The following is a 24,742-nucleotide window of genomic DNA, read 5'->3' as shown; positions in this document are numbered from 1 at the left end:
ATCTGCCGTCGCCGCGCGTCCGACGAAGGAGCCTACACACCATGAGGTGGTCAACACGCCCGCGCGCGGCTCGTCGCGCGCTCACCGGCCTGGTCGCCGCGGCCCTGCTCGGCGGGGTCTCCGCGACCGTCGGCGCCCCCGTGGCCGCCGCCGCCACGCAGGAAGGCATCGGCCACGCGGTCGAGCCGGGCCAGGACGGCACCGGCCCCCGGAACTGGCTGGGGTCCTACATCGTCGGCGGCGAGCAGGTCTTCTGCGTGAGCTTCCAGCTGAAGGCACCGGACACCGACGAGGTCTACCGGCCCGGCGACGAGCTGCTCACGAAGTGGGGCACGAAGCTCCCGGCCGACCAGGCCGCGAACATCTCGTACCTGCTGCTGCGCTACGGCGACACGAAGCAGCCGGACGAGGCCGCGGCGCTCGCGCACCTGCTGCACTCCTGGACCTCGGCGCCGCGCACGCCCGCCGACCTCGACGCGTCGCTGCCCGCCGCGAAGCTCGCCTACAACGCGCAGTTCCACCTGGACGGCCTGCCCGCCGGCGCCCGGGCCGCCGTCGAGAAGCTGAAGACCGAGGCGGAAGCCAACCGCGGCCCGTGGACGGCGTCGGTGACCACCCCCGAAGGCGACCAGCACCTCGGCGAACCCGCCGCGTGGACGGTCACCGTCAAGAACGCCAAGGGCAAGGGCGTCCCGGACGTCCCCGTGAAGCTGACGGCGACCGGCGCGGCGATCGGCGAGGACGCCGCCGTCACCGCGGGGAACGCGAGCCCGCAGGCCGCCGCGAAGGACGTCACGCTCAAGACGGACGCCGACGGCACGGTGCAGGTGAAGCTGACCCCCACGGGCGAACAGCCGAAGCTGCTGGCATCGCTGTCCGCGCCGGCCGACCGGCCGTACGTGCGGGCGCCGGTCGACACCGCGAAACAGCGCGTCGTGTCCACCGGCGGCGAGAAGGAGCTGACGGCCGAGGGCGTCGTGAACGTCGCCAAGCCCGGCAAGGTGCAGGTGACGAAGACCGACGCGAACACGGGCAAGGGCGTCGGCGGTGCGGTCCTGCGGATCACCGGCAAGGACAAGACGTCGGCGGCGCTGGGCCAGGACGGCAAGCCGCTCAACGGTGCCGACGGCAAGCCCGCGGTCGTCACCACGGACGGCGCGACCGGCGGCGTGACGGTCGAGAACCTCCGCGCGCCGCAGGAGATCTGCGTCGTGGAGGCCGGCCCGCCGCCGGGCTACACGAACGCTTACGACCCGAAGGATCCGCCGTCGGCGTGCGGCACGGTGCAGCCCGGCGAGACGCTCGCCCTGACCGTGGCGAACAAGCCGAACGAGGTGCCCCGCGCGATCCCGGCCGGCGACGCCCCGGTCGCGCAGGCGCGGGGCGCGGTCGAGACGAGCTATTCGGTGCCGGGCCTGGCCGGGCTCGGCCTGCTGGTGCTGCTGGGCGCCGGACTGGCCGGCTTCGCCGCGCGGCGCGCCTCGCGCAGGTAGCCCGGATGGCAGGCAACGACTGGCAGGACGACAGCTGGTTCGTCGACGACTGGCAGCGCGACAACCCGCGGAGCGGCGAGACCTGGCAAGCCCGCGGTGACCGGCCAACCGGCGACAGCCGGCAGCGCGACAACCCGCAGAGCGGCGACACCTGGCAAGCCCGCGCCGGCTGGCCAACCGGCGACGACTGGCAGGAGACCGACACCTGGGCGGCGCGCGGCAGCCGGCGAAGCAGCGGCGGCCGAACCCGGACCGCACCGAAAGCCGGCCGCGGCCGGCTGATCGCCGGCTTCGCTCTCGGCGCGGCCACGGTGCTCGCAGTGCAGTTCGGCAGCACGGTCGTCACCTCGCCGCCGGTCGCCGTCGTGGCCGGCACGGCGCTGCCCGCCGCGGGGTCCGCCGCCGCGGCAGCCCGGCCGTCCACTCCCGCACCGCCGCCGACGAGCGCCACTGCCGCGGCACCGGCCGCCCGGACGTCGGCACCGCCACCACCGCCGCAGCAGAAACCGGGCACCGTCCGGCTGCCCGCCGGCGGCACCGCCGCACTGGTGCGCAAGGACCTCGGCCCCGGCGGCGAGCTGCCGATCCCGAACGATCTCGGCCAAGCGACCTGGTGGGGCGCCGAACTGGACGCCGCCGGCGGGGCGAGCGTCTTCGCCGGGCACGTCAACTGGCGGGGCGCCACCGGGCCGTTCGCCGAGCTCTGGACGGCGGGGATCGGCGGCTTGGTGACCATTGTGGACAGTACCGGCAAGGCCTGGCGCTTCCGGATCTCCCAGCTGGTCACGGTGCACAAGGACGACCTGCCCGCGCGGGCCGACGACCTGTTCGGCCAGTCCGGCCCGCACCGCGTCGTGCTGGTGACGTGCGGGGGCCGCTGGGTGGGCGGCTCGGACGGCTACGAGGAGAACCGCGTCGTCATCGCGGACCCCGAATAAGTTACCCGTGAGTAACTTCACGTCGCGGGAAGGTGGTCAGTGAGGCCCGTATGCAGCAGAATGCCCAGGGTCAGGCGAGGCGGCGAGAGGTGAGAAGACGATGGCGACGTTCTTGGTGACCGGGGCGACCGGACTGATCGGGCGCCAGTTCACCCGGCTGCTGCTCTCCCGTCCCGACGACGACCGCGTCGCGCTGATCGTGCGCGCCTCCTCGCGGCAGAAGCTGGCCGCGCTGGTCGACCAGTGGCCGCACTCCGACCGCGTCACGCTCATCACCGGCGACCTCGGCGAGCCGCTGCTGGGCGTGTCCGAAGCCGACCGCGACGAGCTGCGCGGCAGCGTCGACCACATCGTGCACCTGGCCGCGCTCTACGACCTCACCGCCGACGACGAAGCCAGCATCAAGGCGAACGTGGACGGCACGCGCGCCGTCGTCGGCCTCGCCGCCGACCTGCGCGCCGGCTGCCTGCACCACGTGTCGTCGGTGGCCGTCGCGGGCGACCACGAAGGCGTCTTCACCGAGGAGATGTTCGACGCCGGGCAGCGGCTGGTCACGCCGTACCACCGGACCAAGTTCGAGGCCGAGAAGATCGTCCGCGAGCAGGACGAGGTGCCGTGGCGGGTGTACCGGCCGGCCGTCGTCGTCGGGCACTCCGAGACCGGCGAGATGGACAAGATCGACGGCCCGTACTACCTCTTCCCCGCGATCAGCAGGCTTGCCGGGCTGCCGGACGTGCTCCCGCTCGTCGGGCCGGACCTCGGCGACACCAACATCGTGCCGGTCGACTACGTCGCCAAGGCGCTGCTGGAGCTGGTCGTCAAGCCCGGGCTCGACGGCCACGCCTTCCACCTGGTCAACCCCGAGCCGCAGCCGGTCGTGTCGGTGTACAACGCCTTCGCGAAGGCCGCGGGCGCGCCGACGATCACCGCGCAGCTCGGCGAAGGCCTCTCCAAGCGGATCGTCGGGCTGGTCAAGCTGACCGAGCACATCCCCGGCGTCACCATCGCCCGCGACGCCGTGATGGAACGGTTCGGCATCCCGCCGGTGCTGCTGGAGACCATGGCGTTCCCGTCGGTGTTCTCCTCCGCCGAGACGCGCAAGGCGCTCGCCGGCACGGTCGAGGTCCCACGGCTGGAGGAGTACGCGCCGACGCTCTGGCGCTACTGGCGCGAGCACCTCGACCCCTTCCGCGCGCGCAAGCACGGCCCGCGCGGCGAGCTGGACGGCCGCCGCGTGATCATCACCGGCGCGTCGTCGGGCATCGGCCGCGCGACGGCGCTCAAAGTCGCAGCGGCGGGCGGCGTCCCGCTGCTCGTCGCGCGCCGCCAGCACGAGCTCGAAGAGGTCCGCGACGAGATCGTCGCCGCCGGCGGCACGGCGTCGGTGTACCCGGCCGACCTCACCGACGAGGACTCGGTGCACAAGGCCGTCGACGCGATAATGGCCGAGCACGGCCGGATCGACATGCTGGTGAACAACGCCGGGCGGTCGATCCGCCGCTCGATCAAGCTGTCCTACGACCGGATGCACGACTACGAGCGCGCGATGGCGATCAACTACTTCGGCGCGGTCCGGCTGATCCTCGCGGTGCTGCCGCACATGTCGGAGCGGAAGTTCGGGCACATCGTGAACGTGTCCTCGATCGGCGTCCAGGGCATCGCGCCGCGCTTCTCGGCGTACGCGGCGTCGAAGGCGGCGCTGGACTACTTCTCGCGGATCGCGGCGACCGAGACGCACGGCGACGGGATCACGTTCACCACCATCCACATGCCGCTGGTGCGCACGCCGATGATCCGCCCGACGAAGATCTACGACGCGTTCCCGACGAAGTCGCCGGAGCAGGCCGCGGACATGGTGATGAAGGCGCTGGTCGAGCGGCCGAAGCACATCGGCACCCCGGCCGGGCAGGCGATCGGGCTGGCCTACACGCTCACGCCGGGCCTCACCGACGCGATCGCGTACCAGGGGTTCCGGATCTTCCCGGATTCGACCGCGGCGGGCGGTTCGGGCGAGCTCAAGATCGGGCGTGGCGAGAAACACCTCTCGCGCGCGGCGATGGCGCTGGCCCGGCTTTCGCGCGGGTTCCACTGGTGACGCTGCGTTTCTCGGGTGCGGCCATTCCGGCGACGCGCCGCCAGGACCGCGACACGTGTTGGTGATTTGTTAAGCCGACCGGCGTAAGCGGACGGTGCCCGGGTACGGTCGGGCGCATGGTTCCTGAGCGCGACCCCGCCGCAACCGCCCTCAACGGCCTCCTCCCCCTTCGTCGTGAATACACGCAGGCCTGGCACGGCTTCGACCGCAACGAAGTCCGGCAGTACCTCGACCACGTCGAGGCCCAGCTGCGCCGCGTGCTGAGCGAACGCGACGCCGCGGTGGCGCAGGCCGCCGCCGCGACCCGCGAGGCCGAGTCGATCCGGTCGCAAGTGGCTTCGCTGGAAGCGCGCGTCGAGGAGCTGAAGAAGCCGCCGGAGCGGCTCGAGGACCTCGACGAGCGGATGCAGCGGACGGTCACGCTCGCGCAGGCCCGCGCGGACGAGATCATCAAGCGTGCCGAAGCCGCCGCGGAGAAGACGTGGGCGGGCTCGACCGAGGCGTCGACGAAGCTGCGTGAGCGGTACACGAAGCTGGTCGCGGAGCTGGACAAGCAGGCCGACCTGCTGCACTCGGAGCACGAGAACGCGCTCGCCGAGACGCGCGCCGAGGTGCAGCGGCTGACCGTCGAGGCGGCCCAGCGGCGCGAGCTGCTGGACAACGAGGCCGAGCGGAAGCGGCGGAAGCTCGAGCGTGAGTTCGAGGCGTCCCAGGCGGCCCAGAAGGCGGCGCTGGAGAAGCACGTCGCCGACCAGCGCACGGCGAGCAAGAACCAGGCCGAGCGCCGGCTCGCGGAGGCGACGGCGGAGGCCAAGCGGCGGCTCGACGAAGCCACGGCGGAGGCCCGCCGCCGCCTCGACGAGGCGACGACCCAGGCGGCCCAGCGCACGACGGCGGCGAACCGCAAGGTCGAGCGGCTGGCGGAGATCCGCGAGCAGGCGCGCAAGAGCCTGGCGGCGGCGGAGGACATCCTCAACCGCAGCGAGACGCAGCTGGCGACGCTGCCGGAGGAAGCGGTGATCCCCCAGGCGTCCAAGCTGGTGGGCGGCGACTCGTCCGAGTCCGCGACGACGCCTTCGGCCCCGGTCGTGCCGGTGGTCCAGCCGTCGATCCCGGCATCGGCGAAGCCCGCGGTGAAGGCCGCGGCCGCGCCGGCCCCCAAGCCGGTGGCGAAGCCGGGGAACGCGCCCGCGAAGCCGAACGGCCCGGCGACCAAGCCGGCCAACGGGAACGGCAACGGCGCCAAGCCGCTGTCGCCGGCGGCGAGCAAGCCGGGTTCCTGAGCACTTCCCGCGGAAGGCCGCCTCGAACGTTCGAGGCGGCCTTCGGCGTACCCGGGCCAAGCAGCCCCGCGCCTGACTGAGCAGCCCCCGCGTATCCGCGCTGCTCAGCCCGCATGCCCGGAGTGAGCGGCCCGGCATGTCCGCGCTGAGCGCCCCCACATGCCCGGCCGAGCAGCCCCCGCGCGCTCGGCCAAGCAGCCCCGCGGGCCCAGGCTGACCAGCCCTCGCGCGCGGGCCAAGCAGCACCCGCATATCCGCGCTGAGCAGCCCCCGTTTTCCACGCTACCGGCGGCCACCGACAGTTCCGGAGCCTCCGCGCGACTTGTCCACAGAGCCAGGCAAGCGCCCCAATGTGGCGTTGGGTGCGTCTGACGCACCCAATGTGGCGTTCGGTGCGCCCCACGCACCGAACGCCACATTGGGGCGCTTCAGCCTCGGGCTGTGCGGGGCCAGGGGTTCGCTGACTCCAGCTGGGCCGCCAGGCCCAGCAGCAGTGACTCCCCGCCCGGCTTCGCCACCAGCTGGACCGACGTCGGCAGGCCCGACCGGGCCGACCGCCCCACCGGGACCGTGATCGCCGGGTAGCCCGCCAGGTTCCACTGGCCCGTGAACCCGGCCAGGCGCGTCGACGGCAGGACGTTCGCCAGCCACCGGCGCTCGTGCCAGCGGCCCGCCTTCACCGGCCAGTGCGACAGCGTGGGCGTCATCAAGACGTCGTGCGACTCGAAGTACTCCGAGGCCCGCAAGACCCATCGATCCCGCGTGCGCGAGCGGATCAGGCCCGCTCGCGAAAGAACCCGGCCCACCCGCACGTGCGTGCGCGTTCGCCGCTGGAACCGGGCGAAGTCGAAGTCGCGAGCCTGCTCGGCCGGGCCCGCGCACCAGCGGGCCGTCATGCCCAGGACCATCGACGCCGGGTACCGCGGTGCCGACGGCGAAACCTCGTGGCCGGCCGACGCCAGCAGCCCCGCCGCCTGGGAGACCGCCGCGACCAGCTCGCGGGGCACCGGCGTGTGCAGCAGCGGCACCGTCGTCGACATCCCGATCCGCGACACCGGCGGCGGCGAAACGACGCTCAAAGCAGGGGAAGCGGCCAGCACCGAGACCAGCAGGGCCGCGTCGGCGACCGTGGTGGCCAGCGGGCCGTGCACCGACATGCCGAACCAGCCGCCCTCGGCGAGCAGGTCCGCGCCCGGCTTCAGCCCGACCAGCCCGCACATCGCCGCCGGCAGCCGGACCGAGCCCATGCCGTCGGTGCCGTGCGCCAGCGGGACCAGCCCGGCCGCCACCGCCGCCGCGCTGCCGCCGGACGACCCGCCCGAGGCGTACGTCGGGTCCCACGGGTTGCGGGCGATGCCGTCCGGGGTGTCGCTCATCGGCCAGACGCACAGCTCCGGCACCCGCGTGAGCCCGACGAGCACCGCGCCGGCCGCCCGCAGCCGCGTGGCGATCACGCCGTCCTCGCCGGCCGGCGACGTCGGCCCGGCCAGCGAACCGTGCGACGCGTACTCGCCCGCGATCTCCGTGACGTCCTTGACCGCGACGGGCACCCCGGCCAGCGGCAGCGACGCGAGGTCGGGCCGCGCGGCCACCGCGGCGGCCTCCGCGAGCGCCTCTTCGGCGCGCACCCGGCGGAACGCGCCGACGACGCCGTCCGCCGCGGCGATCCGGTCGAGGGCTTCCTTCGTCACCTGCACCGGGTCGAGGTCCCCGGCCCGGACGGAAGCCGCGATCTCCACTGCCGTCAGCACCATGATCGCGACCCTAGCCGACCAAAAGGTGACAGTGGCAAAGAAAACGTCTCAGATTGCGCCCGCCCGCAGCGCGTAGGCGACGGCGTGGGCGCGGTTGTTGAGGCCGCAGCGCGTCATCAGGCCGTAGAGGACGTTCTTCACCGTCCGCTCCGAGTAGCACAGCTTCGCGGCGATCTCCTCGGTCCCGAAGCCCTCGGCGACCAGCCGCAGCACGTCGCACTCACGGGCGGCGAGCCCCGACAGCGTCAGCCCGTTCGGCTCCAGGACGTCCTTGCGCATCCGCTGGACCTGCGAAAGCAGCGCCCCCTGCAGCCGCGGCGGCAGGTTCGCCGTGCCGTCGCCCGCGGCGAGCACCGCCGTCACCAGCTCGGCGCCGCCCGTCTCGCGGCGCGGCAGGATCGCCACGACGCCGCTCTCCAGCACCGACATCAGGTCGCTCTCGCGGAAGTGCTCGACCACCAGCACGACGTGCGACGCCTTCGCCGCGCGGACCTCGCCCAGCACCGCCTCGGTGACGTGGTCTTCCATCACGAGCAGCACGTCGGGCACGAGGTCGGTGACCCGGACGTCCGGATGGGACTCCAGGAGGCTCACCGCGCCGGCGTACGTGATCGGGTCCGAGGCGAGGACGGTCACTTCGACGGGCTTCATGGAGGCAGTGTGGACGGCCGGTCTTCACGCCTTCCCTATTCCGTCTTCACGCGTGTGAAGAAGTCACCGGACGCCGCGGGCCAGCTCGCCGAACGCCTCCCGCGCCCGTTCCAGGCACGCCGGCATCCGCTCGGCCGCCCGCCCCCACTCGCGCTTCGCGCGCAGGTACTCCTCCCGCGCCTCGCCGGTCCAGCCGGCCAGCTCCGGCTCCACAGTGGACTCCAGCTCGGCGAGCAGGCCGCCCAGCTCGCCGGTGATCGCCCCCATCCGGTCGAGCACCAGGTCGGCGAAGCCGAAGTCGAGCTCGTGGCGCGTCATGACCGCCGCTGCCGTGGCACGCCGCCGCCGGTCGTCGCGAGCAGCCGGACCAGCCGCGAGAGGATCACGTCGAACTCCTGCTCCCAGTCGCTCATCGCCTGGCCGAACTTCACCGACGCTTCGCCACGCCACGACGCCTGCACCATCGCCATCTCGCTGTTGACGTCGCGCAGGTGCGCGCCGGCCGCCTCGATGGCGTACGCGAAGTGGACGGCGGCCCGCTTCATGTCCTCCGTCGGCTCGGCTGTGGCCATTTCGGGCTCCTCGAGGTCTCGGCGACCCGAGCGTCGCGCACGCCGCGGCCCGGCGGAACCCCGCTCGTCCGCCGTTGCCCGAATGTCCGCCATCCTTGCCTGCCGGTTCACGGCGGCCGCGTATGCTCACGTCAGGCATCCGGCGCGTGACGGTTCGTCAGCGCACGAAGGGAGATCGATGTCGGCTGCGGACGGATCCGCACCGAGACTCCAAATGCTCGGCCCGGTGAAAGCCTGGCAAGGGGAAACGGAGCTCGACCTCGGCTCCGCGCACCGTCGGACGGTTCTCGCCGCACTGGCGATGAGCCCGAACCGCACGGTCTCGCGCGAGGAGCTGATCGACGCCGTCTGGGGCGAGGCGCCGCCGCAGAGCGCGCAGGGTTCCATCTACACCTACGTCTCCGGCCTGCGGCGCGCACTCGAGCCCGGCCGCGCCAAGGGCGAGGGCCCGCAGCTGCTCGCGTCGATCGGGTCCGGCTATTCGCTGCGCCTGGACGCCGGCGCGATCGACGTCCACCGGTTCGAAGCCCTGCGGGAACTGGCCCAGCGCAAGCAGTCGGCCGGCGACCTGCGCGGTGCACGCGAAGTCCTCGACGAAGCCCTCGACCTCTGGCACGGCGTCCCGCTCTCGGGCCTGCCCGGGCCGTTCGCCGCCGCCCAGCGCGCGCGGCTGGCCGAGGTGCGGCTGGCGACGATCGAGCGTCGCGCCGAGATCGTGCTGGAGTCGGGCGGGCACGCCGAGCTCGTCGCCGAGCTGACCGCGCTGACCCGCGAACACCCCTTCCGCGAGACGCTGCGCGGCCTGCTCATGCGCGCGTTGGCCCGCTCCGACCGGCGGACCGAGGCCATCGCGGTCTACGCCGACATCCGCGACCGGCTCGTCGAGTCCTCGGGCACCGAGCCGGGTCCCGCGCTGCGGCGGCTGCACGACGAGCTGCGGGAAAAGCCGGCGCCGAAACCGGCGCCGGCCGTGCGCGTGCCGCGGTCGCCCGTCACGACGATGCCGGAGCGCGCCGACGTCTTCGTCGGCCGGGAGGCCGAGCTGGCCCGGCTGCGCGAAGCCGTCGCCGAGCTCGGTGCGGGCACCGGGCGTTCGCTGTGGCTCGAAGGCGAACCGGGCAGCGGCCGGACGGCGCTGCTGGCCGAGCTGCTGGCCATGGCCCAGGACTTCAGGCCCGCCTTCGCGGCGGCGGACGCGCTGGACCAGCGGTTCGCCCTGCGGCCGCTGCTCGACGCGCTGGGCGTGCACCCGCGGGCCACCGACGAGCGCCGCGCGAACCTGGCCGCCCGGCTCGCCGAGCGGTCCGGCGAGGACCCGGTCGACAGCCTGCTCGGGCTGGTCCGCGAGCTGTGCGCGGAGGCGCCGCTGGTGCTCACGGTCGACGACCTGCACTGGGCCGACGACACCACGCTGCGCGTCTGGCGGTACCTGAGCCGGGAGACGCGGGAGCTGCCGCTGCTGCTGGTCGGCGCGTGCCGGCCGGTACCGCGACCGGCCGCGCTCGACGACCTGCGGGCCGAGTTCGACAACGATGTCACCACCGTGCTCGCGCTGCCGCCGCTGACCGAGGCGGACACGCACGAGCTGGCCACCGAACTGGTGGGCGCGCCACCCGGGCCCGGGCTGCGGACGCTGGTCTCCTACGGGTCCGGAAACCCGCGCTACGTCAGGGAAATCGTCGAGACGCTGCTGGCGCAGTCGATGATCGTGCTCGACGGCGTCCACGCGCACCTCGACGGCAACTCGTGCCAGACCATCCCGGCGCCGCTGGGGTCGCGGATCACGCTCTACCTCAGCTTCCTCTCCAGCGGCACCCGCGACACGCTGCGCTGGGCCGCGCTCCTGGGCCGCGAGTTCTCGCTGTCGGACATCGCCGTCGCCACCGAACGGCCGCCGACGGCGCTGGTCGGCGCGGTCGACGAGGCGATCACGTCCGGGGTGCTCGTCGAGTCGGGCGACCGGCTGGCGTTCCGGCACTCGTTGCTGCGGCGCGTGCTCTACGAAAAGACGCCCGCGGCGATGCGGGTGGCGCTGCACCGGCAGCTGGCCGAGGCGTTCGCCGCCGCGCGGGCCCCCGCCGACCGCGTCGCCGAGCAGCTCGCGGCCGCGCCCGCGCAGGTCGACCCGTGGGTGACGACGTGGCTGCTGGACAACATCGGCGCGGTCGCCACCGAGACCCCGCGCGTCGCCGTCGACCTGCTGCGCCACGCCGTCACGCAGGGCACGCTGCCGCCGGACGCGCGGGAGACGCTGACGGCGACGCTCGCCCGGCTGCTGTTCTGGCTCGGCCGGGAGCCCGAGGCGGAGGCGCGCTCGGTCGTCGCGCGGACGTCCGACAGCAGGCGCGCCGCCGAGATGCGCTGGATCCTGGCCTACGTCTACTACCGCCGCGGCGACTTCGCCGAGGCGACGGCCGAGCTGAAGCGGACGCTCGACGACGCCGACGTCCCGGAGATGTGGCGCGGGCGGCACGAGTCGCTGCTGGCCACGCTGGAGCGGCTCGGCGAAGAGACGGCCCTGGCGCCGGCCGGGCTGCACCCGCTGGACGACGCGGCGCTGTCCGTGCCGACCCTCGACAGCCTCGACGAGGCCGCCGAACCCCTGGAAGCGGCCCGGCGGATCGCCGCGACGCGCGCGGTGCCGGGCGAGATGCACCTGGCCGGCGCGGTGCACTACTACTGGCTGGGCCGCTGGCCCGCGGCGCTGGCGGAGCTGGACGCGGTGATCCGCGACGGCGCGGAAACGGCGTCGTACGTCTTGCGCAGCCCCGGTTCGGCGTTGCTGGTGCACGGCGTCGGCGCGCTGATCGCCGGGCACCGCGGCCAGCCGGTGCTGGCCGGGACGCACCTCGACGCGGCGGGACGGCAGCAGTGGCCGCCGGGGCTCGAGCCCGACGGCGGCGACTTCCTGCTGGCGGCCCGTGCCCTGCTGGCCGAGCAGGACGGCCGGCCCGAGGCGGCGCTGACGGCGTTGCTGCCGCTGCTGGAGGAGAACTACCCGCCCGCGGCACGCCACCAGTGGCTGCCCGACCTGGTGCGGCTCAGCCTGGGGCTCGGCGAGTCCGGCCGCGCCGAGCAGGCGGTGCGCCTGCTGGCCCCGGAGGGCGAGGTCCCCCCGGCCCACGCGGCGGCGGCCGCGCACTGCCGCGGGCTGGTCACCGGGGATCCGGAACCGGTGCTGACGGCGGTGTCCCACTACCGGGCGGCGGGCCGGCTGCTGAAGCAGGCCAAGGCGACCGAGGACGCGGCGATCCTGCTGGCGGAGACGGGCCGGCTCGACGACGCGCGCACGGCGTTCCGGGCGGCGCTGACGGCGTACACCGGCATGGGTGCGGCGTGGGACGTGCGGCGCGCGGAGAGCCGGATGCAGCCGTTCGGGATCCGCCGGGCGGGGTCGGCGGGGTCGGTGCGGTCCCGGGCGGTCGCCGGGGAGTGAAGCCGGCTCAGTCCGGACGTAGTGAATGACTCATTCCTGTCGTCCGAGGACAGGAATGAGTCATTCACTACGTCCGATGCGCCCACCCCTCCCAAAGTCGTAACCCATCCCGTGAGCAGGCAACCCGATCCGGGCTTGCCACGTCGGTAAGCTCGCCGGAGTAGTCGGCAGCGAAGATGTCCGCCGGGGTCCTGGGGGCCCACCCCCGGCGGGTTCGTCCCCCGAGGGAACGGCAGGGACATGCGAGGGGAAGCGGACACCAGTCTGCGAGTGGGCGTGCTGGGCCCCCTGCGGGCCTGGCGCGGGGCGGCCGAAATCGGCCTCGGCCCCGCCCGTCAGCGCGCCATCTTCGCCGTGCTCGCGGTCAACGCCGGCCGCGCGGTCCCCCGGGCCGAGCTGATCGCCGGTGTTTGGGGCGACTCCGCGCCCGCGAGCGTCGAGGGCAGCGTCCACACCTACGTCTCGGGGCTGCGGCGGGCGCTCGAACCCGACCGGTCGCGCTGGTCGGCCGCCAGCGTCCTCGTGTCGGACCCGGCGGGCTACTCCCTGCTGCTCGACGAAGACGCGCTCGACGCCGCCGTCTTCGACCGGCACCGCGCCCGCGCGCAGCAGTACCTGGACCGCGGTGATCCCCGGGCGGCGGTCACCGAACTCGACGCCGCCCTCGCGCTCTGGCAGGGGGAAGCGCTCTCCGGCGTGCCCGGCGGGTTCGCCGAGCGGCACCGCGAATACCTCGCCGAGCTGCGGCTGAACACCCTCGACCGGCGCGCCCAGGCGTTGCTGGCCCTCGGCGGCCACCTCGACCTCGCGCCGGAGCTGGCGGTGCTGGCCGGCGAGCACCCGCTGCGGGAATCGCTGCGCGAGTCACTCATGCTCGCCCTCTACCGCAGCGGCCGGCCCGCCGAGGCTCTCGACGTCTTCCGCGACGCCCGTGCCACCCTCGTCGAGGAGCTCGGCGTCGAGCCCGGCCCGGCGCTGCAGCGCCTCCACCAGCAGATCCTCGCCCAGGACCCGGCTCTCGACGCGCCCGCGGCGCCGGTCGAGACCGCCGGGCACCGGCTCTTCGGCCGGGAAGCCGAAACGACCAGGCTCGCCGAGCTCGTCGCCGACGTCCGGGCCGGGCGCGGCCGGGCCGTGTGGATCGAGGGCGAAGCCGGGATCGGCAAGTCCGAGCTGCTCACCAGCACCCTGCCGGACGGTCCCGGGTTCCAGCGGCTCTGGGCCGCCGCCGACGAGCTGAGCACGCGGTTCCCGTTGCAGGTGATGCTGGAGTGCCTGGCGATCGACGCGCATTCGGCCGACCCGCGGCGCGCGAAGGTGGCCAAGGAGCTCGCCGGCGAGGGCCCGGTGCGGCGCGGCCTGGGGCCGGCCGACCCGGTGCTCGGCGCCGTCGACCGCCTCTTGGCCCTGGTCGACGAGCTGTGCGCGCGCTCGCCGCAGGTGCTGGTGGTCGACGACCTGCAGTGGGCGGACGAGGCGTCCGTGCTGGTCTGGCACCGCCTCTGCGCGGCGACCCGGCAGCTGCCGCTGCTGCTGGTGGCCGCCACCCGGCCGGCGCCGGACCGCGCCGAGCTCGCCCAGCTGCGCCGCGGTGTCCAGGCCCGCGACGGTGTCGTGTTCGACCTCGCGCCGTTGACCGGTGAAGACGTCGGACGGCTGATCGAGGACCAGATCGGCGCGGCACCCGGGCCGGGGCTGCGCGAGCTGGCCGCTCGTGGTGCCGGGAACCCGTTGTACGTCAAGGAGATGGTCGACGTCCTGCTGCGCGCCGGCGCGGTCGAGGTGAGCGGTGGCGAGGCCGACGTCGACGACCCGGCGGAGTTCGAAGCGCCGCGCTCGCTGGTCGCCGCGGTCGACCGGCGGCTCGACTTCCTGCCCGCCCGGACCCAGGAGGTGCTGCGCTGGGGCGCGCTGCTGGGCATGGAGTTCGCCGTCGGGGACATCGCCGCGGTGCTCGGCACCCGGCCGTCGGACCTGCTGGAGCCGCTGGAAGAGGCCGTCGCCGCGAACGTCCTCATCGACACGGGGACGCAGCTCGCGTTCCGGCACCCGCTGTTGCGCCAAGCGCTCTACGACCGGCTGCTCGCCGGGACGCGGGCGGCGCTGCACCGGCAGGCGGCGGAGGCGCTCGCCGGGATCGGCGCCCCGGTGAAGCGCGTCGCCGAGCAACTGGTGGCCGCACCGGCCACTGTGGACGAATGGGTGCTGGACTGGCTCGCCGCGCACCACGCGGCCGTGTCCAACCGGGCGCCGCTGATCGCCGTCGAACTGCTGGAACGGGCGCTGGCCGCCGGTGCCGGGCCGCGTCGCGAAGTGCTGCTCGTGGCGCTGGTCAAGGTGCTGTTCCGGCTGGAACGCAACCCGGAGTCCCTGGCGCAGCAAGCCCTCGACGTGGCCACCGACCCGGACGCCGCCGAGGAGATGCGGCACATCCTCGCGGCGCTGCGGCACCGCCGGGGCGACACCGAAGGCGCGGTCGCGACCCTCGCCGCGTCGGTCGACGACCCGGCTGTGCCGGAGCTCTGGCGGGTCAAGCACCGGCAGCTGCTGGCCAACTTCCGCCGCGGCGACCTGTCCGATTTGGACGCGGCGGAGAAGGCCGCGTACGAGACCAAGTCGTTCGCCGACGGCGACCGGTACCTGACGGCGCACGCGCTGCAGTCGTTGTGGCTGGTCGATTCCGTGCGCCGCGAGCACGACTCCGCGCTCACGCACATCGACGCGGCGATCGAGGCCGTCGGCGACGAGCACGAGCTGGCCGACCTGCACCTCGACCTGCTCGACAACCGCGTGTTCACGCTCCAGAACCTCGACCGGCTCGCCGAGGCGGACGCGGCACTGCGCGCGGCGGGCGACATCGCGGCCCGGCATTCGATGCCGGTGGGGTTGCAGGTGTCCGTCGCGGTGCACCGGTACTGGGAAGGCCGCTGGGACGAGGCGCTGGTCGAGCTGGACACGGTCACCGAGGACGGCCCGGCGATCACGTTCTACGGCCTGCGCGAACCCGGCCCGGCGGCCCTGCTGCTGCACGGCGTCGCGGCGCTGATCGCGGGCCGCCGCGACGACCGCAGCCAGGCGGCGGCCCACCTCGACGCGGCGGAGGAGTACGCCCCGGCGACCGGCGCCGAACGCGAGAGCTTCGACTTCCTGCTGGTCGCGGACGCCCTCGCGGCCGAGCAGCGCGGCGACCGGGCCCGCGCGATGGCCGTGCTCGAGCCGATCCTGAACCCGACGTACGCGCAGATGATGCTGCGCCACCAGTGGCTCCCGACGTTCGTGCGGCTGGCGATGGAGCAGGACGACGTCGTCCGCGCCCGCCGGGCGCTGGCGGTCTGCGAGGAAGAGGCGGCGAAGGAGCGGCGTCCGGCGCGGGCGCACGCGGCGGTGTCGTGGTGCCGGGGCTTGATCGAGGAGGACCCGGCGGCGGTGCTGGCGACGGCGGAGCACTTCCGCGCGGTCGGCCGCCGCCCGGAACTGGCTTCCGTGTTGGAGGACGCGGCTGAGCTGCTGGCTCGCGCGGGCAGCCTCGACGCGGCGCACGCGGCCTTCGAGGAGGCGGCGGAGATCTACACGGCACTGGGTGCGCGCTGGGACCTGCGCCGGGCGGAGACGCGGCTGCGGCGGCTGGGCGTCCGGCGCGGGGCGTTGTTCTCGCCGGTCCGGCCGGGCCACGGCTGGGAGTCGTTGACGCCGATCGAGGCCCGGATCGCGACCCTGGTCGCGGAGGGCCGCTCGAACCCGGACATCGCGGCGGAGCTGTCGTTGCCGCGCCGGACGGTCCAGGCCCACGTGACCCGGCTTTTGGGCAAGCTCGAGACGCCGTCACGCTCGGGCGTCGCCGACGCTTTCCGCCGGCGCCCCTGACACCGTGTCGACCCTCCGATCACGCGTGTCGACCCCACAATCACGCGAGTCGGCCTTCCCAGCACGCAAAGCCGGCGATCGGTCGGAGCGCCCACGTCACGGAAGGGTCGACACGCGTGATCAGGAGGTCGACACACGTGATTCGGGGGTCGACACGGCTACTCCGTCAGCGCGTTGGCTTTCGCGACCCGGCCCAGGAACCGGCCCGAGTCCTTGACCGTCCGGACCTGCGTTTCGAAGTCGACGTGCACCAGGCCGAAGCGCTGCGAATACCCCATCGCCCACTCGAAGTTGTCCAGCAGCGACCACGCGAAGTACCCGCGCACGTCGGCGCCGAGACGGATCGCGTCGTGCACGGCGCGGACGTGCTCGAGGAAGTAGTTCACCCGGGCCGCGTCGTGCACCCGGCCGGACGTCACCTTGTCCGCGAACGACGCGCCGTTTTCCGCCACGACCATGGGCAACCCGCCGGACCGCGCCGAGATCCAGCCCAGCAGGTCGGTGAAGACAGCGGGCGCCTGCTCCCAGCCGAAGGCCGTCAGCGGCGGCGGAGCCGGCAGCACGTCCAGGCCCCGCAGTCCCGGCAGCGGGCAGTTGCCGTGCACCAGCGGGTCGTCCAGCGGCGTCACCCGCGCGGGCGCGTAGTAGTTCACGCCCAGCCAGTCGATCGCCGCCGCGATGGTGTCCGTGTCGCCGTCGCGCACCGACGCCGCGAACCGGCCGCCGTGATGAGCCACATCGGCAAGCACGTCCGTCGGGTAGCCGCGCCCCAGCACCGGGTCGAGGAAGAACCGGTTGTGGATCCCGTCGAACTTCCGCGCCGCCTCGACGTGCGCCGGCGACGAGCCGTCCGGGATGGCGGGCGCGAAGTTCAACGCCAGCGAGAACTCGTGTCCCGGCCGCGCCTGCTCGGTCAGCGCCCGCGTCGCCAGCCCGTGGCCCAGCAGCAGGTGGTGCGCCGCGACCAGCGCCGTGTCGTAGTCCTGGACGCCCGGCGCGTGCACCCCGCTGCCGTACCCCAGGAACGCCGCGCAGAACGGCTCGTTGACCGTCGTCCACTGGTTGACGCGGTCGCCCAGCGCGTCGTGGACCACCGCGGCGTACTCGGCGAACCGGTACGCCGTGTCGCGCGACGGCCAGCCGCCCGCGTCCTCCAGGGCCTGCGGCAGGTCCCAGTGGTACAGCGTCAGCACCGGCACGACGTCGCGGCGCAGCAGCTCGTCCACCAGCCGGTCGTAGAACGCCAGGCCCGGAGCCGACGTCGTCCGCCCGTCCGGCATGACCCGAGGCCACGCCACCGAAAACCGGTACGCGCCCAGCCCCAGATCCGCCAGCAGGCCGATGTCCGAGGCGTACCGGTGGTAGTGGTCGCACGCGACCTCACCGGACGCGCCGTCGAGGACCGCACCCGGCCGAGCCGCGAACGTGTCCCAGATGGACGGTCCGCGGCCGCCCTCGGCGATCCCGCCTTCGACCTGGTAGGACGCGGTCGCCGCGCCCCACAGGAACCCCGGCGGGAAGGAAAGCTCGGTCATACTGGCGCCCCTTTCAGGATCCCCCGGACGATGTGGCGGCCCAGCAGCAGGAACAACGCGATCACGGGCAGGACGCCCACGGTCGCCCCGGTGAGCATGAGCGCGTAGTCGGTGTAGTAGCCACTCGCCAGCTGCGACAGCGCGACCTGCACGGTCGGTGTTTCGTTCGGGTCGAGTACCACCAGCGGCCAGAAGTAGTCGTTCCACGCGGCCATGAACGTGAGCATCGCCAGCACCGCGGCCGCCGGGCGCAGCGCGGGCACCGCCACGTGCCAGTAGGTGCGCAGGATCGAGCAGCCGTCGACGGTCGCCGCGTCGACGAGTTCGGCGCTGATCGCGTTCTCGCACGCCTGGCGCATCCAGAACACGCTGAACGCGCTGAGCAGCCCGGGCACGATCACCGCTTCCAGCCGCCCGTACCAGCCGAGTTCGCCGACCACGAGGTAGAGCGGGATGACGCCGAGCTGCGCCGGCACCATCGCCGAGCCGACGACCAGCAGGAACAGCGTGTTGCGGCCCCGGAAGCGCAGCCGCGCGAAGGCGAACCCGGCCAGGCTGGCCAGCACGACGTTGGACACCATGACCGTGCCCGCGACGATCAGCGAGTTGCCCAGGGCGAGCCAGAAGTCGACGGTGTCGAAGACGCGGCGCACGTTCTCGACGAGGTGCCCGCCCGGCAGCAGCAAGGGTGACGTCTCGCCGATCGCCGCGTTGTCGCGGGTGGACACGACGAACGACCAGTACAGCGGGAACACCGACGCGCCGAGCACGCCCACCAGCACCGCGTAGACCCAGCCGCCCGGACGGCGCCGCGCGGTCACGCCGACCTCACGAACCGGCGCACCAGCCGGTAGTTGACCAGCGCGAACAGCGCGCAGATCACGAACATCACCCAGGTCAGCGCGGCCGCGTAGCCCGCGTCGAAGTGCGTGAAGCCCTTCTCGTACAGGTACATCACCAGCGTCTGGAACTGGCGGTCGTTGCCGCCGGTCCCGCCCGACCCGCCGGCGTCGAACAGCTGCGGTTCGGCGAACAGCTGCAGGCCGTTGACCGTGCCGGCGATGGCGGTGAAGGCCAGCGCGGGCCGGATGCCCGGCACGGTGATCGACCAGAACGTCCGCCAGCGCGAGGCGCCGTCCAGCGCGGCGGCTTCGTAGAGGTCGCCGGGGACGGCCTGCATCGCGGCCAGGTAGATCAGCGCGTTGTAGCCGGTCCAGCGCCAGAGCACCATCGACGCCACCGCGAGGTGCGAGGTCCAGCTCCTCGCCTGCCAGGTGACCGGCGCGACGCCGAACCAGCCGAGAACCTCGTTGACGACGCCGTAGTCGCGGCTGAACAGCTGCCCGAACACCAGCCCGATCGCGACGACGGACACGACGTTCGGCAGCAGGATCCCGGTGCGCCACCAGGTCGCGCCCCGCAGCGGGCGGTCGAGCAGCGCCGCGATGCCCAGCGCCAGCAGGAACTCCGGGACCGCGGCGAGCACGAAGATGCCGACGGTGTTGGCGAGCGCGTTGTAGAAGTTCGGGTCCGCGAGCAGCTCGCCGTAGTTCGCCAGGCCGAGGTAACCCTGGTCGCCTTCGAGGAGGTTCCAGTCGCGCAGCGACACCCACGCCGTGTAGAGCAGTGGGAAGGCGCCGAAGACGACGAACAGGCCGAAGAAGGGCGCGACGAACAGCAGCGGCGTGGCCTTGCGGTCGAAACGGGCGAGCCGGTGCTGCACGCGCGGCTACTTCAGCGCGGCTTGCGCCTGCTGGACGGCTTCCGCCCAGGCCTGGTCGACACCGTCGGTCTTGTCCTCGATCCGGCCGAGGGCGCGGCCGAACTCGGGCCGGACGTCGGCGTCGCGCAGGCCGCGGTAGTTGGGCCGCAGCCGGTCGGCGGACGCGGCGAAGATCCGGCCGATCGGCGCGTCCCCGAAGTACGGGTCGGTGTGCGCGACGACCTGCGGGTCCGCGTAGACCGACGGCTCGCTGGGCAGGATGCCGTCGGAGAGGAAGAGCTTCTTCTGCTGCTCCGGCGCGGTCAGCCAGCGCGCGAGCTCGTACGCCTCCTTCGGGTGCTCGCTCTGCTTCGGCACGGTCAGGAACGAGCCACCCTGGTTGCCGCTCTTGCCCGGCACGGTCGTGACGTCCCACTTGCCCTTGTTGCCGTCGCCGCCGGCTTCCTTGATCTGGCTGAGCATCCACGCCGGGCAGGCGACGGTCGCGAAGGAGCCCTGCTTGATCGCGACGTTCCAGGCCTGCGTGAACGTGGTCGCGGCGGCCGTCTGCCCCTTCGCGGCGATGCCGCCGGAGAGGTAGAACGCGGTGCGGACGCTGGGGTTGCGGTCGCCGATGAAGGAGTCGTCCTCGGCCGAGAAGTAGTTCTCGGCCGACTGGTTGAGCATCGCCGTGTAGACGGTCCCGGCCGAGTCCGCGAACTTCACGTCCGGCGTCTTCTCGGTGAACCGCTGGGCGGTGGCCGCGTAGGCGTCCCAGTCCGGCATCAGCTTCGCGACCTCGTCGCGGTCGGTCGGCAGGCCCGCGGCCTGGAACAGGTCACGCCGGTAGCAGAGGGCGAGGCTGCCCATGTCGGTGCCGAGGCCGAGGACGAACGCGCCGTCCGTGCCCTGCGCCCACTTCCAGGGCGCCCACTGCTTCTCGAGGTCCCGCGCGCCGTAGCCGGCCAGGTCGACGAACTTGTCCTTCGCCTTCCGGTACTGCGGGATGTACTGCTCTTCGATCGCGACGACGTCGGCGGCGCCGTGGCCGGTGGCGAGCTGCGTCGCGAGGCCCTTGTGGTGCGTGTCGAAGTCGGTGACGCGGTTCTGCACCGTGATCTCCGGATGCAGCTTCTGGTACTCCGCGATCAGGGGTGCGTAGCCGAATTCGCCGAAGGTCGCGATGGTGAGCTTCGTCGGGCCGCCGGCGTCACCCGGGCTGCAGGCGGCGAGCGGGATCAACGCGGCGACCGCGACGGCGGTCCGGCGGACGATCGTGCGCAACGGGCTTCCTCAGATCACACCGGCCCGCACGGCGTAGGCGACCGCGTGCGGCCGGTTGCGCAGGTTGAGCCGGTTGGTCATGGCGTAGATGACGTTCTTCACGGTCCGCTCCGAGTAGCAGAGCTTGCCCGCGATCTCGGCAGTGTCCCAGCCTTCGGCCATCAGGCGAAGCACATCCACCTCGCGCGGCGTGAGCGCCGCCGTGGTGCCCTCGTGAGCGAGGGCCTCGAGCTGGTCGCGCAGCGGCGCGGTGCGCCCCCGCGCGGCGGCCAGCACGCTGCCGGTGAGCCGGTCGAGCGCGGTCCGCGGCAGCACGGCGGAGACGTGGCAGTCGGCGAGCAGGCCGAGGTGCCCGGGGTCGACGTGCCCGGCGACCAGCACGATCGCGGCCGGCGACTCGGCGGAGGCGGCCCGCAGCGCGGCGATCACCTCGCGGTCGACCTGCCCCACGGCGAACACGAGCACGGCCGCCTCGCCCCGCCGGGCACGCGGCACGACCAGCAGCTCCGGCCGGGACTTCAGGTGGTTGATCAGCCCCGTGAGCGCGATCGGGTCCGACGCCCACGCCGCCACTCGCACCTGGTCCATCAAGACCCCTCCGCACTGTCCGTGTCCTGGTGGTGCCAGTCTGCTGAGGCCGCCTTCACGAATTCTCTAACCGGGGTGCAGGCCTTCTTCACATCGTGAAGCCGGGCCGTCGACTACCGTCGTGGGGCACGCCGACCAGTGAAGGGACCGATGAGCCACCGACGTCCGGCCGCCTTGGGGGTGGCGCTCTGCATCGCTGTCGTGAGTTCCCTGGTCACGGGTTGTCAGTCGGAGACCGTGTCCGGGCTGGCGATCCCGCGGTCGCCGGTTCCGCCCCCGTCTTCTTCCCGGACGGCCGCCCCGGCTTCCCCTGCTCCGACATCGGCCCTGAAGCGGCCCGGTGACTGCGCGTCGCTGGTCGACGGCCTCGACGTCCGCGGCCAGGTCGCGCAGCTCGTCGTCGTCGGGGTGTCCGGCGACAACCCGGGCGCCGCGGTGTCGGTGGTGCGCGACAACCAGGTCGGCGGGATCTTCATCGGCGGTAACGCAACAGCGTTGTTGAAAGATCGTTCCCTGGACGCCGTCCAGGCCGCGGCCAAGCTGCCGGTGGCGGTGTCGGTCGACGAAGAGGGCGGCCGCGTCCAGCGCATCGACGACCTCGACGGCGAGATCCCCTCGGCCCGCGAGATGGCAGCGACGAAGTCCCCGGCCGAGGTCCGCGCGCTGGCCGCCGACCGCGGCCGCCGGCTGCGCGCCCGCGGCGTGACGGTCGACTTCGCGCCGGACACCGACGTCACCGACGCCCCGGACGACGACGTCATCGGCGACCGGTCCTTCAGCCCCGACCCGAACCGCGTGAAGACGTATGCCGCGGCGTTCGCGGCGGGCCTGCGCGACGGCGGGGTCCAGCCGGTGCTGAAGCACTTCCCGGGCCACGGCCACGGCTCGGGCGACTCGCACAAGGGCACGGTCGTGACGCCGCCGCTCGCGCAGCTGCGGGCGGTGGACCTGGTGCCGTACCGGAACCTCGCGGACTACGGCCCGGTCGCGGTCATGGTCGGCCACCTCGACGTGCCCGATCTGACCGGCGGCGTCCCGGCGTCGATCTCGCCGGCCGCGTACCGGCTGCTGCGGACCGAGTTCGGGTTCACCGGCCTGGTCCTGACCGACGACCTCGGCGCGATGAAGGCGATCACGGCGCAGTACTCGCTGCCGGACGCCGTGCTGAAGGCGCTGCAGGCCGGCGCGGACGAGGCGTTGTGGTCGTCCGGGGGCCGCGTGGACGAGGTGCTGAACCGGCTGGTGCAGGCCGTCGGGTCCGGCGAACTGCCCAAGGCGCGGGTGCAGGAGTCGGTGACGCGCGTGCTGCGCGGCAAGGGCGCGTGCAGCTGATCGTCCCTAGACTCCTCGGCGGAACGCCACCTACCTGAGGAGCGGAATGGCAAACCTGGGCGGCACTTTCAGCCTCGGCGGGGAAGTCCCCGTGACCCGGATGGGGTACGGGGCCATGCAGCTGGCCGGCCCCGGTGTCTGGGGACCGCCGCGTGACCACGACACCGCGGTCGCCGTGCTGCGCGAAGCCGTCGAAAGCGGCGTCACCCACATCGACACCAGCGACTACTACGGGCCGCACACCGTGAACGCGGTGCTCAAGGAGGCCCTCCACCCGTACCCGGAGTCGCTGACGATCGTGACGAAGGTCGGTGCGCGGCGGACGCCCGACAAGGCGTGGCCGCCCGCGTTGTCCGCCGACGAGCTGACCCGGGCCGTGCACGACAACCTCCGGAGCCTCGGCGTCGACGCCCTCGACGTGGTGAACCTGCGCCTGGGCAACGCCGCCGGCGACTACCCGGTGCGGATGTCGCTCGCCGAGCCCTTCGGCGTGCTCGCCGAGCTGCGGCAGCAGGGCCTGATCAAGCACCTCGGCGTCAGCCACGTCACCGCGGAGCAGCTCGACGAGGCCAAGGCGATCGCGCCCGTCGTCTGCGTGCAGAACCAGTACAACCTGGCGCACCGCGAAAACGACGACCTCGTCGACAAGTGCGCCGCCGAGGGCATCGCCTTCGTGCCGTACTTCCCGCTCGGCGGCTTCAGCCCGTTGCAGTCGGACATCCTCGACGACTGCGCCGCCCGCGTCGGCGCGACGCCGATGCAGGTCGCGCTGGCCTGGCTGCTGCAGCGGTCGTCGTCGATGCTGCTCATCCCCGGGACGTCGTCGCTCGAGCACCTGCGCGAGAACCTCGCCGCGGCATCGCTCGAACTGCCGGCCGACGTCCTGGCCGACCTCGACCGGATCGGGGCCGCCTGATGGCCGAGTGGGGCGATCTCGTCACTTACATCAGGCAGGAATACCGGGTGGTGCGCGACGATCCCGACGAGATCCGCATCCGGCTGCTCTTCGGCGACGACCCCGACACCGAGCAGCGGGCCCAGATCATGGTGATCGCGCGGGAGATCCTCGACCAGCGCGAGGACTGGGTCCAGATCGCGACGCCGTTCGCCCGCCACGACGAGGTCGACCTCCTCGAGGTGCTGACCGAGGTGGGCAACTCGACCGTCGTGGGCGGGCTCGCGGTGATGGGCGATCACCTCGTGCTGCGCCACTCGCTGCCGCTGATCAACCTCGACATCAACGAGTTCATCGACCCGCTGGAGCTGGTGGCCGGCGCGGCCGAGCTGCTGGAGCAGCAGTTCACCGGCCGCGACGACTACTGATCGGCACGACCGCGATCGCGGTGGCCACGGTCAGCCCGGCGGCGACGCCGAGCGCCGTGGTCGCCGTGCCGTCGGCCAGGTAGAGCCCGCCGAGCCACCGGCTGGTCCGCGGCGACCGTCGCGCGCCGGCTGACCGACCTCCAGGCCGGCGGCACGGTCTTCTTCGACCTGGAGGTCGACACGACCGCGCTGGGCGCGACGACCCACGCGCTGCTCCGGGTGGGTCTCGTCGCGGCGACGACCGGCCGGCCAACCCGGTCGCGCACGCGCTCTGCCCGGACGCGGCGGCACTGCACCACTACCCGACCCACCGGCTGGGAGCGTTCGACGCGATCCGCACCCTGGAGACGGCACCGGTCCTCCGGACGATCAAAGCGGCCGCCTCCCGCTGAGCCTTCCCGGGAAAGCGGCGGATCAGCGCGCCTGGGGGATCCGCACCTTCGCGGGCGGGGACAGCTGCGCGATCCGCTGCAGCCGGGCCCGGCCCAGCCGGTGGAGCATCTCCCCGAGCTCCTCCGGTGCGATGCTGCTTTCGAGGTCGAGCCGCGTCACCTTGACGACGCGGTCGATCTCGGCGGCGGGGAGCCGTCCCACGAACTCCCCCGCCAGCCACACCCCTACTTCTTCGACGACGTCGTGCGCCCGGTGGCTCCGTACGGTCATCGCTCTCGCTCTCCTCTTTTCGGATCGCCTTCGCCCAGGTCGAAGCCGGGAAATCCCAGCCCGACGCAGGTCGGACGAGCCCACCCGCGAGCCATGACGCCGAATCGCGGAAATTCCTGGCAGAAATGCTTTCCGTGTCCGGACCGGTGAGTACCGTGACGACCCCGTGTCACTCACATGGGCTGTTCGCCGCCCCAAGTTGTCGGCCGATCGGGTGGAAAACCGGAGA

At 73.1% G+C, this 24,742-nt stretch carries 19 protein-coding genes; 9 read left to right on the top strand and 10 right to left on the bottom strand.

Annotated elements, in window-relative coordinates:
• Positions 1-41: 41 nt before the first annotated feature.
• From QRX60_RS18795 to QRX60_RS18780, 4 genes are all read left to right on the top strand, one after another.
• Positions 42-1,493, top strand: a complete 1,452-nt coding sequence (locus QRX60_RS18795) for an MSCRAMM family protein (RefSeq protein ID WP_286002066.1) — start codon at positions 42-44, stop codon at positions 1,491-1,493.
• A gap of 278 nt (positions 1,494-1,771) precedes the next feature.
• Positions 1,772-2,431 carry a class F sortase gene (locus QRX60_RS18790; protein ID WP_286003637.1) on the top strand — a complete coding sequence of 220 codons (660 nt, stop codon included), beginning with the start codon at positions 1,772-1,774 and terminating at the stop codon, positions 2,429-2,431.
• Positions 2,432-2,531: 100 nt separating this feature from the next.
• Positions 2,532-4,526, top strand: coding sequence for an SDR family oxidoreductase (locus QRX60_RS18785; protein ID WP_286002065.1), 1,995 nt, complete (start codon positions 2,532-2,534; stop codon positions 4,524-4,526).
• A 116-nt stretch (positions 4,527-4,642) separates the two neighbouring features.
• Positions 4,643-5,809: a coiled-coil domain-containing protein gene (locus QRX60_RS18780; protein ID WP_286002064.1), complete on the top strand. Its 1,167-nt coding sequence runs from the start codon at positions 4,643-4,645 to the stop codon at positions 5,807-5,809.
• Positions 5,810-6,237: 428 nt separating this feature from the next.
• On the opposite strand, the gene QRX60_RS18775 is transcribed toward QRX60_RS18780, so the two are convergent.
• The 4 genes from QRX60_RS18775 to QRX60_RS18760 form a co-directional block, all read right to left on the bottom strand.
• Complete coding sequence (locus QRX60_RS18775; protein ID WP_286002063.1) at positions 6,238-7,563, bottom strand: amidase; 1,326 nt, start codon at positions 7,561-7,563, stop codon at positions 6,238-6,240.
• A 48-nt stretch (positions 7,564-7,611) separates the two neighbouring features.
• A complete protein-coding gene (locus QRX60_RS18770; RefSeq protein ID WP_286002062.1) occupies positions 7,612-8,214 on the bottom strand; it encodes a helix-turn-helix transcriptional regulator in 603 nt (200 codons plus the stop codon).
• A gap of 63 nt (positions 8,215-8,277) precedes the next feature.
• A complete protein-coding gene (locus QRX60_RS18765) occupies positions 8,278-8,532 on the bottom strand; it encodes a WXG100 family type VII secretion target (protein WP_286002061.1) in 255 nt (84 codons plus the stop codon).
• Positions 8,529-8,786 carry a WXG100 family type VII secretion target gene (locus QRX60_RS18760; RefSeq protein WP_286002060.1) on the bottom strand — a complete coding sequence of 86 codons (258 nt, stop codon included), beginning with the start codon at positions 8,784-8,786 and terminating at the stop codon, positions 8,529-8,531. Before QRX60_RS18760 ends, QRX60_RS18765 begins: the two co-directional genes overlap by 4 nt.
• Before the next feature lie 226 nt (positions 8,787-9,012).
• Here QRX60_RS18760 and QRX60_RS18755 point away from each other — a divergent pair, with 226 nt between their 5' ends.
• Together QRX60_RS18755 and QRX60_RS18750 are read left to right on the top strand one after the other, a co-directional pair.
• Positions 9,013-12,222, top strand: a complete 3,210-nt coding sequence (locus QRX60_RS18755) for a BTAD domain-containing putative transcriptional regulator (protein WP_286002059.1) — start codon at positions 9,013-9,015, stop codon at positions 12,220-12,222.
• Positions 12,223-12,462: 240 nt separating this feature from the next.
• On the top strand, positions 12,463-16,086 hold the full coding sequence (locus tag QRX60_RS18750; RefSeq protein ID WP_286002058.1) for a BTAD domain-containing putative transcriptional regulator: 3,624 nt from the start codon (positions 12,463-12,465) through the stop codon (positions 16,084-16,086).
• 158 nt (positions 16,087-16,244) lie between these two features.
• Here the strand turns inward: QRX60_RS18750 and QRX60_RS18745 are convergent, their stop codons facing one another.
• The 5 genes from QRX60_RS18745 to QRX60_RS18725 are packed head-to-tail and all read right to left on the bottom strand — an operon-like array spanning position 16,245 to position 21,195.
• Positions 16,245-17,621, bottom strand: a complete 1,377-nt coding sequence (locus QRX60_RS18745; RefSeq protein WP_286002057.1) for a GH1 family beta-glucosidase — start codon at positions 17,619-17,621, stop codon at positions 16,245-16,247.
• The gene (locus QRX60_RS18740) at positions 17,618-18,442 is read right to left on the bottom strand and encodes a carbohydrate ABC transporter permease (protein ID WP_286002056.1); all 825 of its coding nucleotides are present in this window, start codon (positions 18,440-18,442) and stop codon (positions 17,618-17,620) included. Before QRX60_RS18740 ends, QRX60_RS18745 begins: the two co-directional genes overlap by 4 nt.
• A complete protein-coding gene (locus QRX60_RS18735) occupies positions 18,439-19,344 on the bottom strand; it encodes a carbohydrate ABC transporter permease (RefSeq protein ID WP_286002055.1) in 906 nt (301 codons plus the stop codon). The genes QRX60_RS18740 and QRX60_RS18735 overlap by 4 nt, the downstream gene beginning before the upstream one ends.
• A 6-nt stretch (positions 19,345-19,350) precedes the next feature.
• Positions 19,351-20,607, bottom strand: coding sequence for an ABC transporter substrate-binding protein (locus QRX60_RS18730; RefSeq protein ID WP_286002054.1), 1,257 nt, complete (start codon positions 20,605-20,607; stop codon positions 19,351-19,353).
• Positions 20,608-20,616: 9 nt separating this feature from the next.
• Positions 20,617-21,195 carry a helix-turn-helix transcriptional regulator gene (locus tag QRX60_RS18725; RefSeq protein WP_286002053.1) on the bottom strand — a complete coding sequence of 193 codons (579 nt, stop codon included), beginning with the start codon at positions 21,193-21,195 and terminating at the stop codon, positions 20,617-20,619.
• A 150-nt stretch (positions 21,196-21,345) separates the two neighbouring features.
• Between QRX60_RS18725 and QRX60_RS18720 the strand changes: the two genes are divergently transcribed.
• The 3 genes from QRX60_RS18720 to QRX60_RS18710 are packed head-to-tail and all read left to right on the top strand — an operon-like array spanning position 21,346 to position 23,850.
• Positions 21,346-22,527, top strand: a complete 1,182-nt coding sequence (locus QRX60_RS18720) for a glycoside hydrolase family 3 N-terminal domain-containing protein (RefSeq protein ID WP_286002052.1) — start codon at positions 21,346-21,348, stop codon at positions 22,525-22,527.
• Positions 22,528-22,573: 46 nt separating this feature from the next.
• Complete coding sequence (locus QRX60_RS18715; protein ID WP_286002051.1) at positions 22,574-23,443, top strand: oxidoreductase; 870 nt, start codon at positions 22,574-22,576, stop codon at positions 23,441-23,443.
• Positions 23,443-23,850 carry a hypothetical protein gene (locus tag QRX60_RS18710; RefSeq protein WP_286002050.1) on the top strand — a complete coding sequence of 136 codons (408 nt, stop codon included), beginning with the start codon at positions 23,443-23,445 and terminating at the stop codon, positions 23,848-23,850. The genes QRX60_RS18715 and QRX60_RS18710 overlap by 1 nt, the downstream gene beginning before the upstream one ends.
• 414 nt (positions 23,851-24,264) lie before the next feature.
• On the opposite strand, the gene QRX60_RS18705 is transcribed toward QRX60_RS18710, so the two are convergent.
• Positions 24,265-24,513, bottom strand: coding sequence for a hypothetical protein (locus tag QRX60_RS18705; protein ID WP_286002049.1), 249 nt, complete (start codon positions 24,511-24,513; stop codon positions 24,265-24,267).
• Positions 24,514-24,742 lie beyond the last annotated feature (229 nt).

It is taken from the genome of Amycolatopsis mongoliensis (assembly GCF_030285665.1).
Taxonomy (GTDB): Bacteria; Actinomycetota; Actinomycetes; order Mycobacteriales; family Pseudonocardiaceae; genus Amycolatopsis; species Amycolatopsis mongoliensis.
The sequence above is the reverse complement of the archived record's forward strand: the minus strand, read 5'-3'. Positions and strand labels throughout refer to the sequence as shown.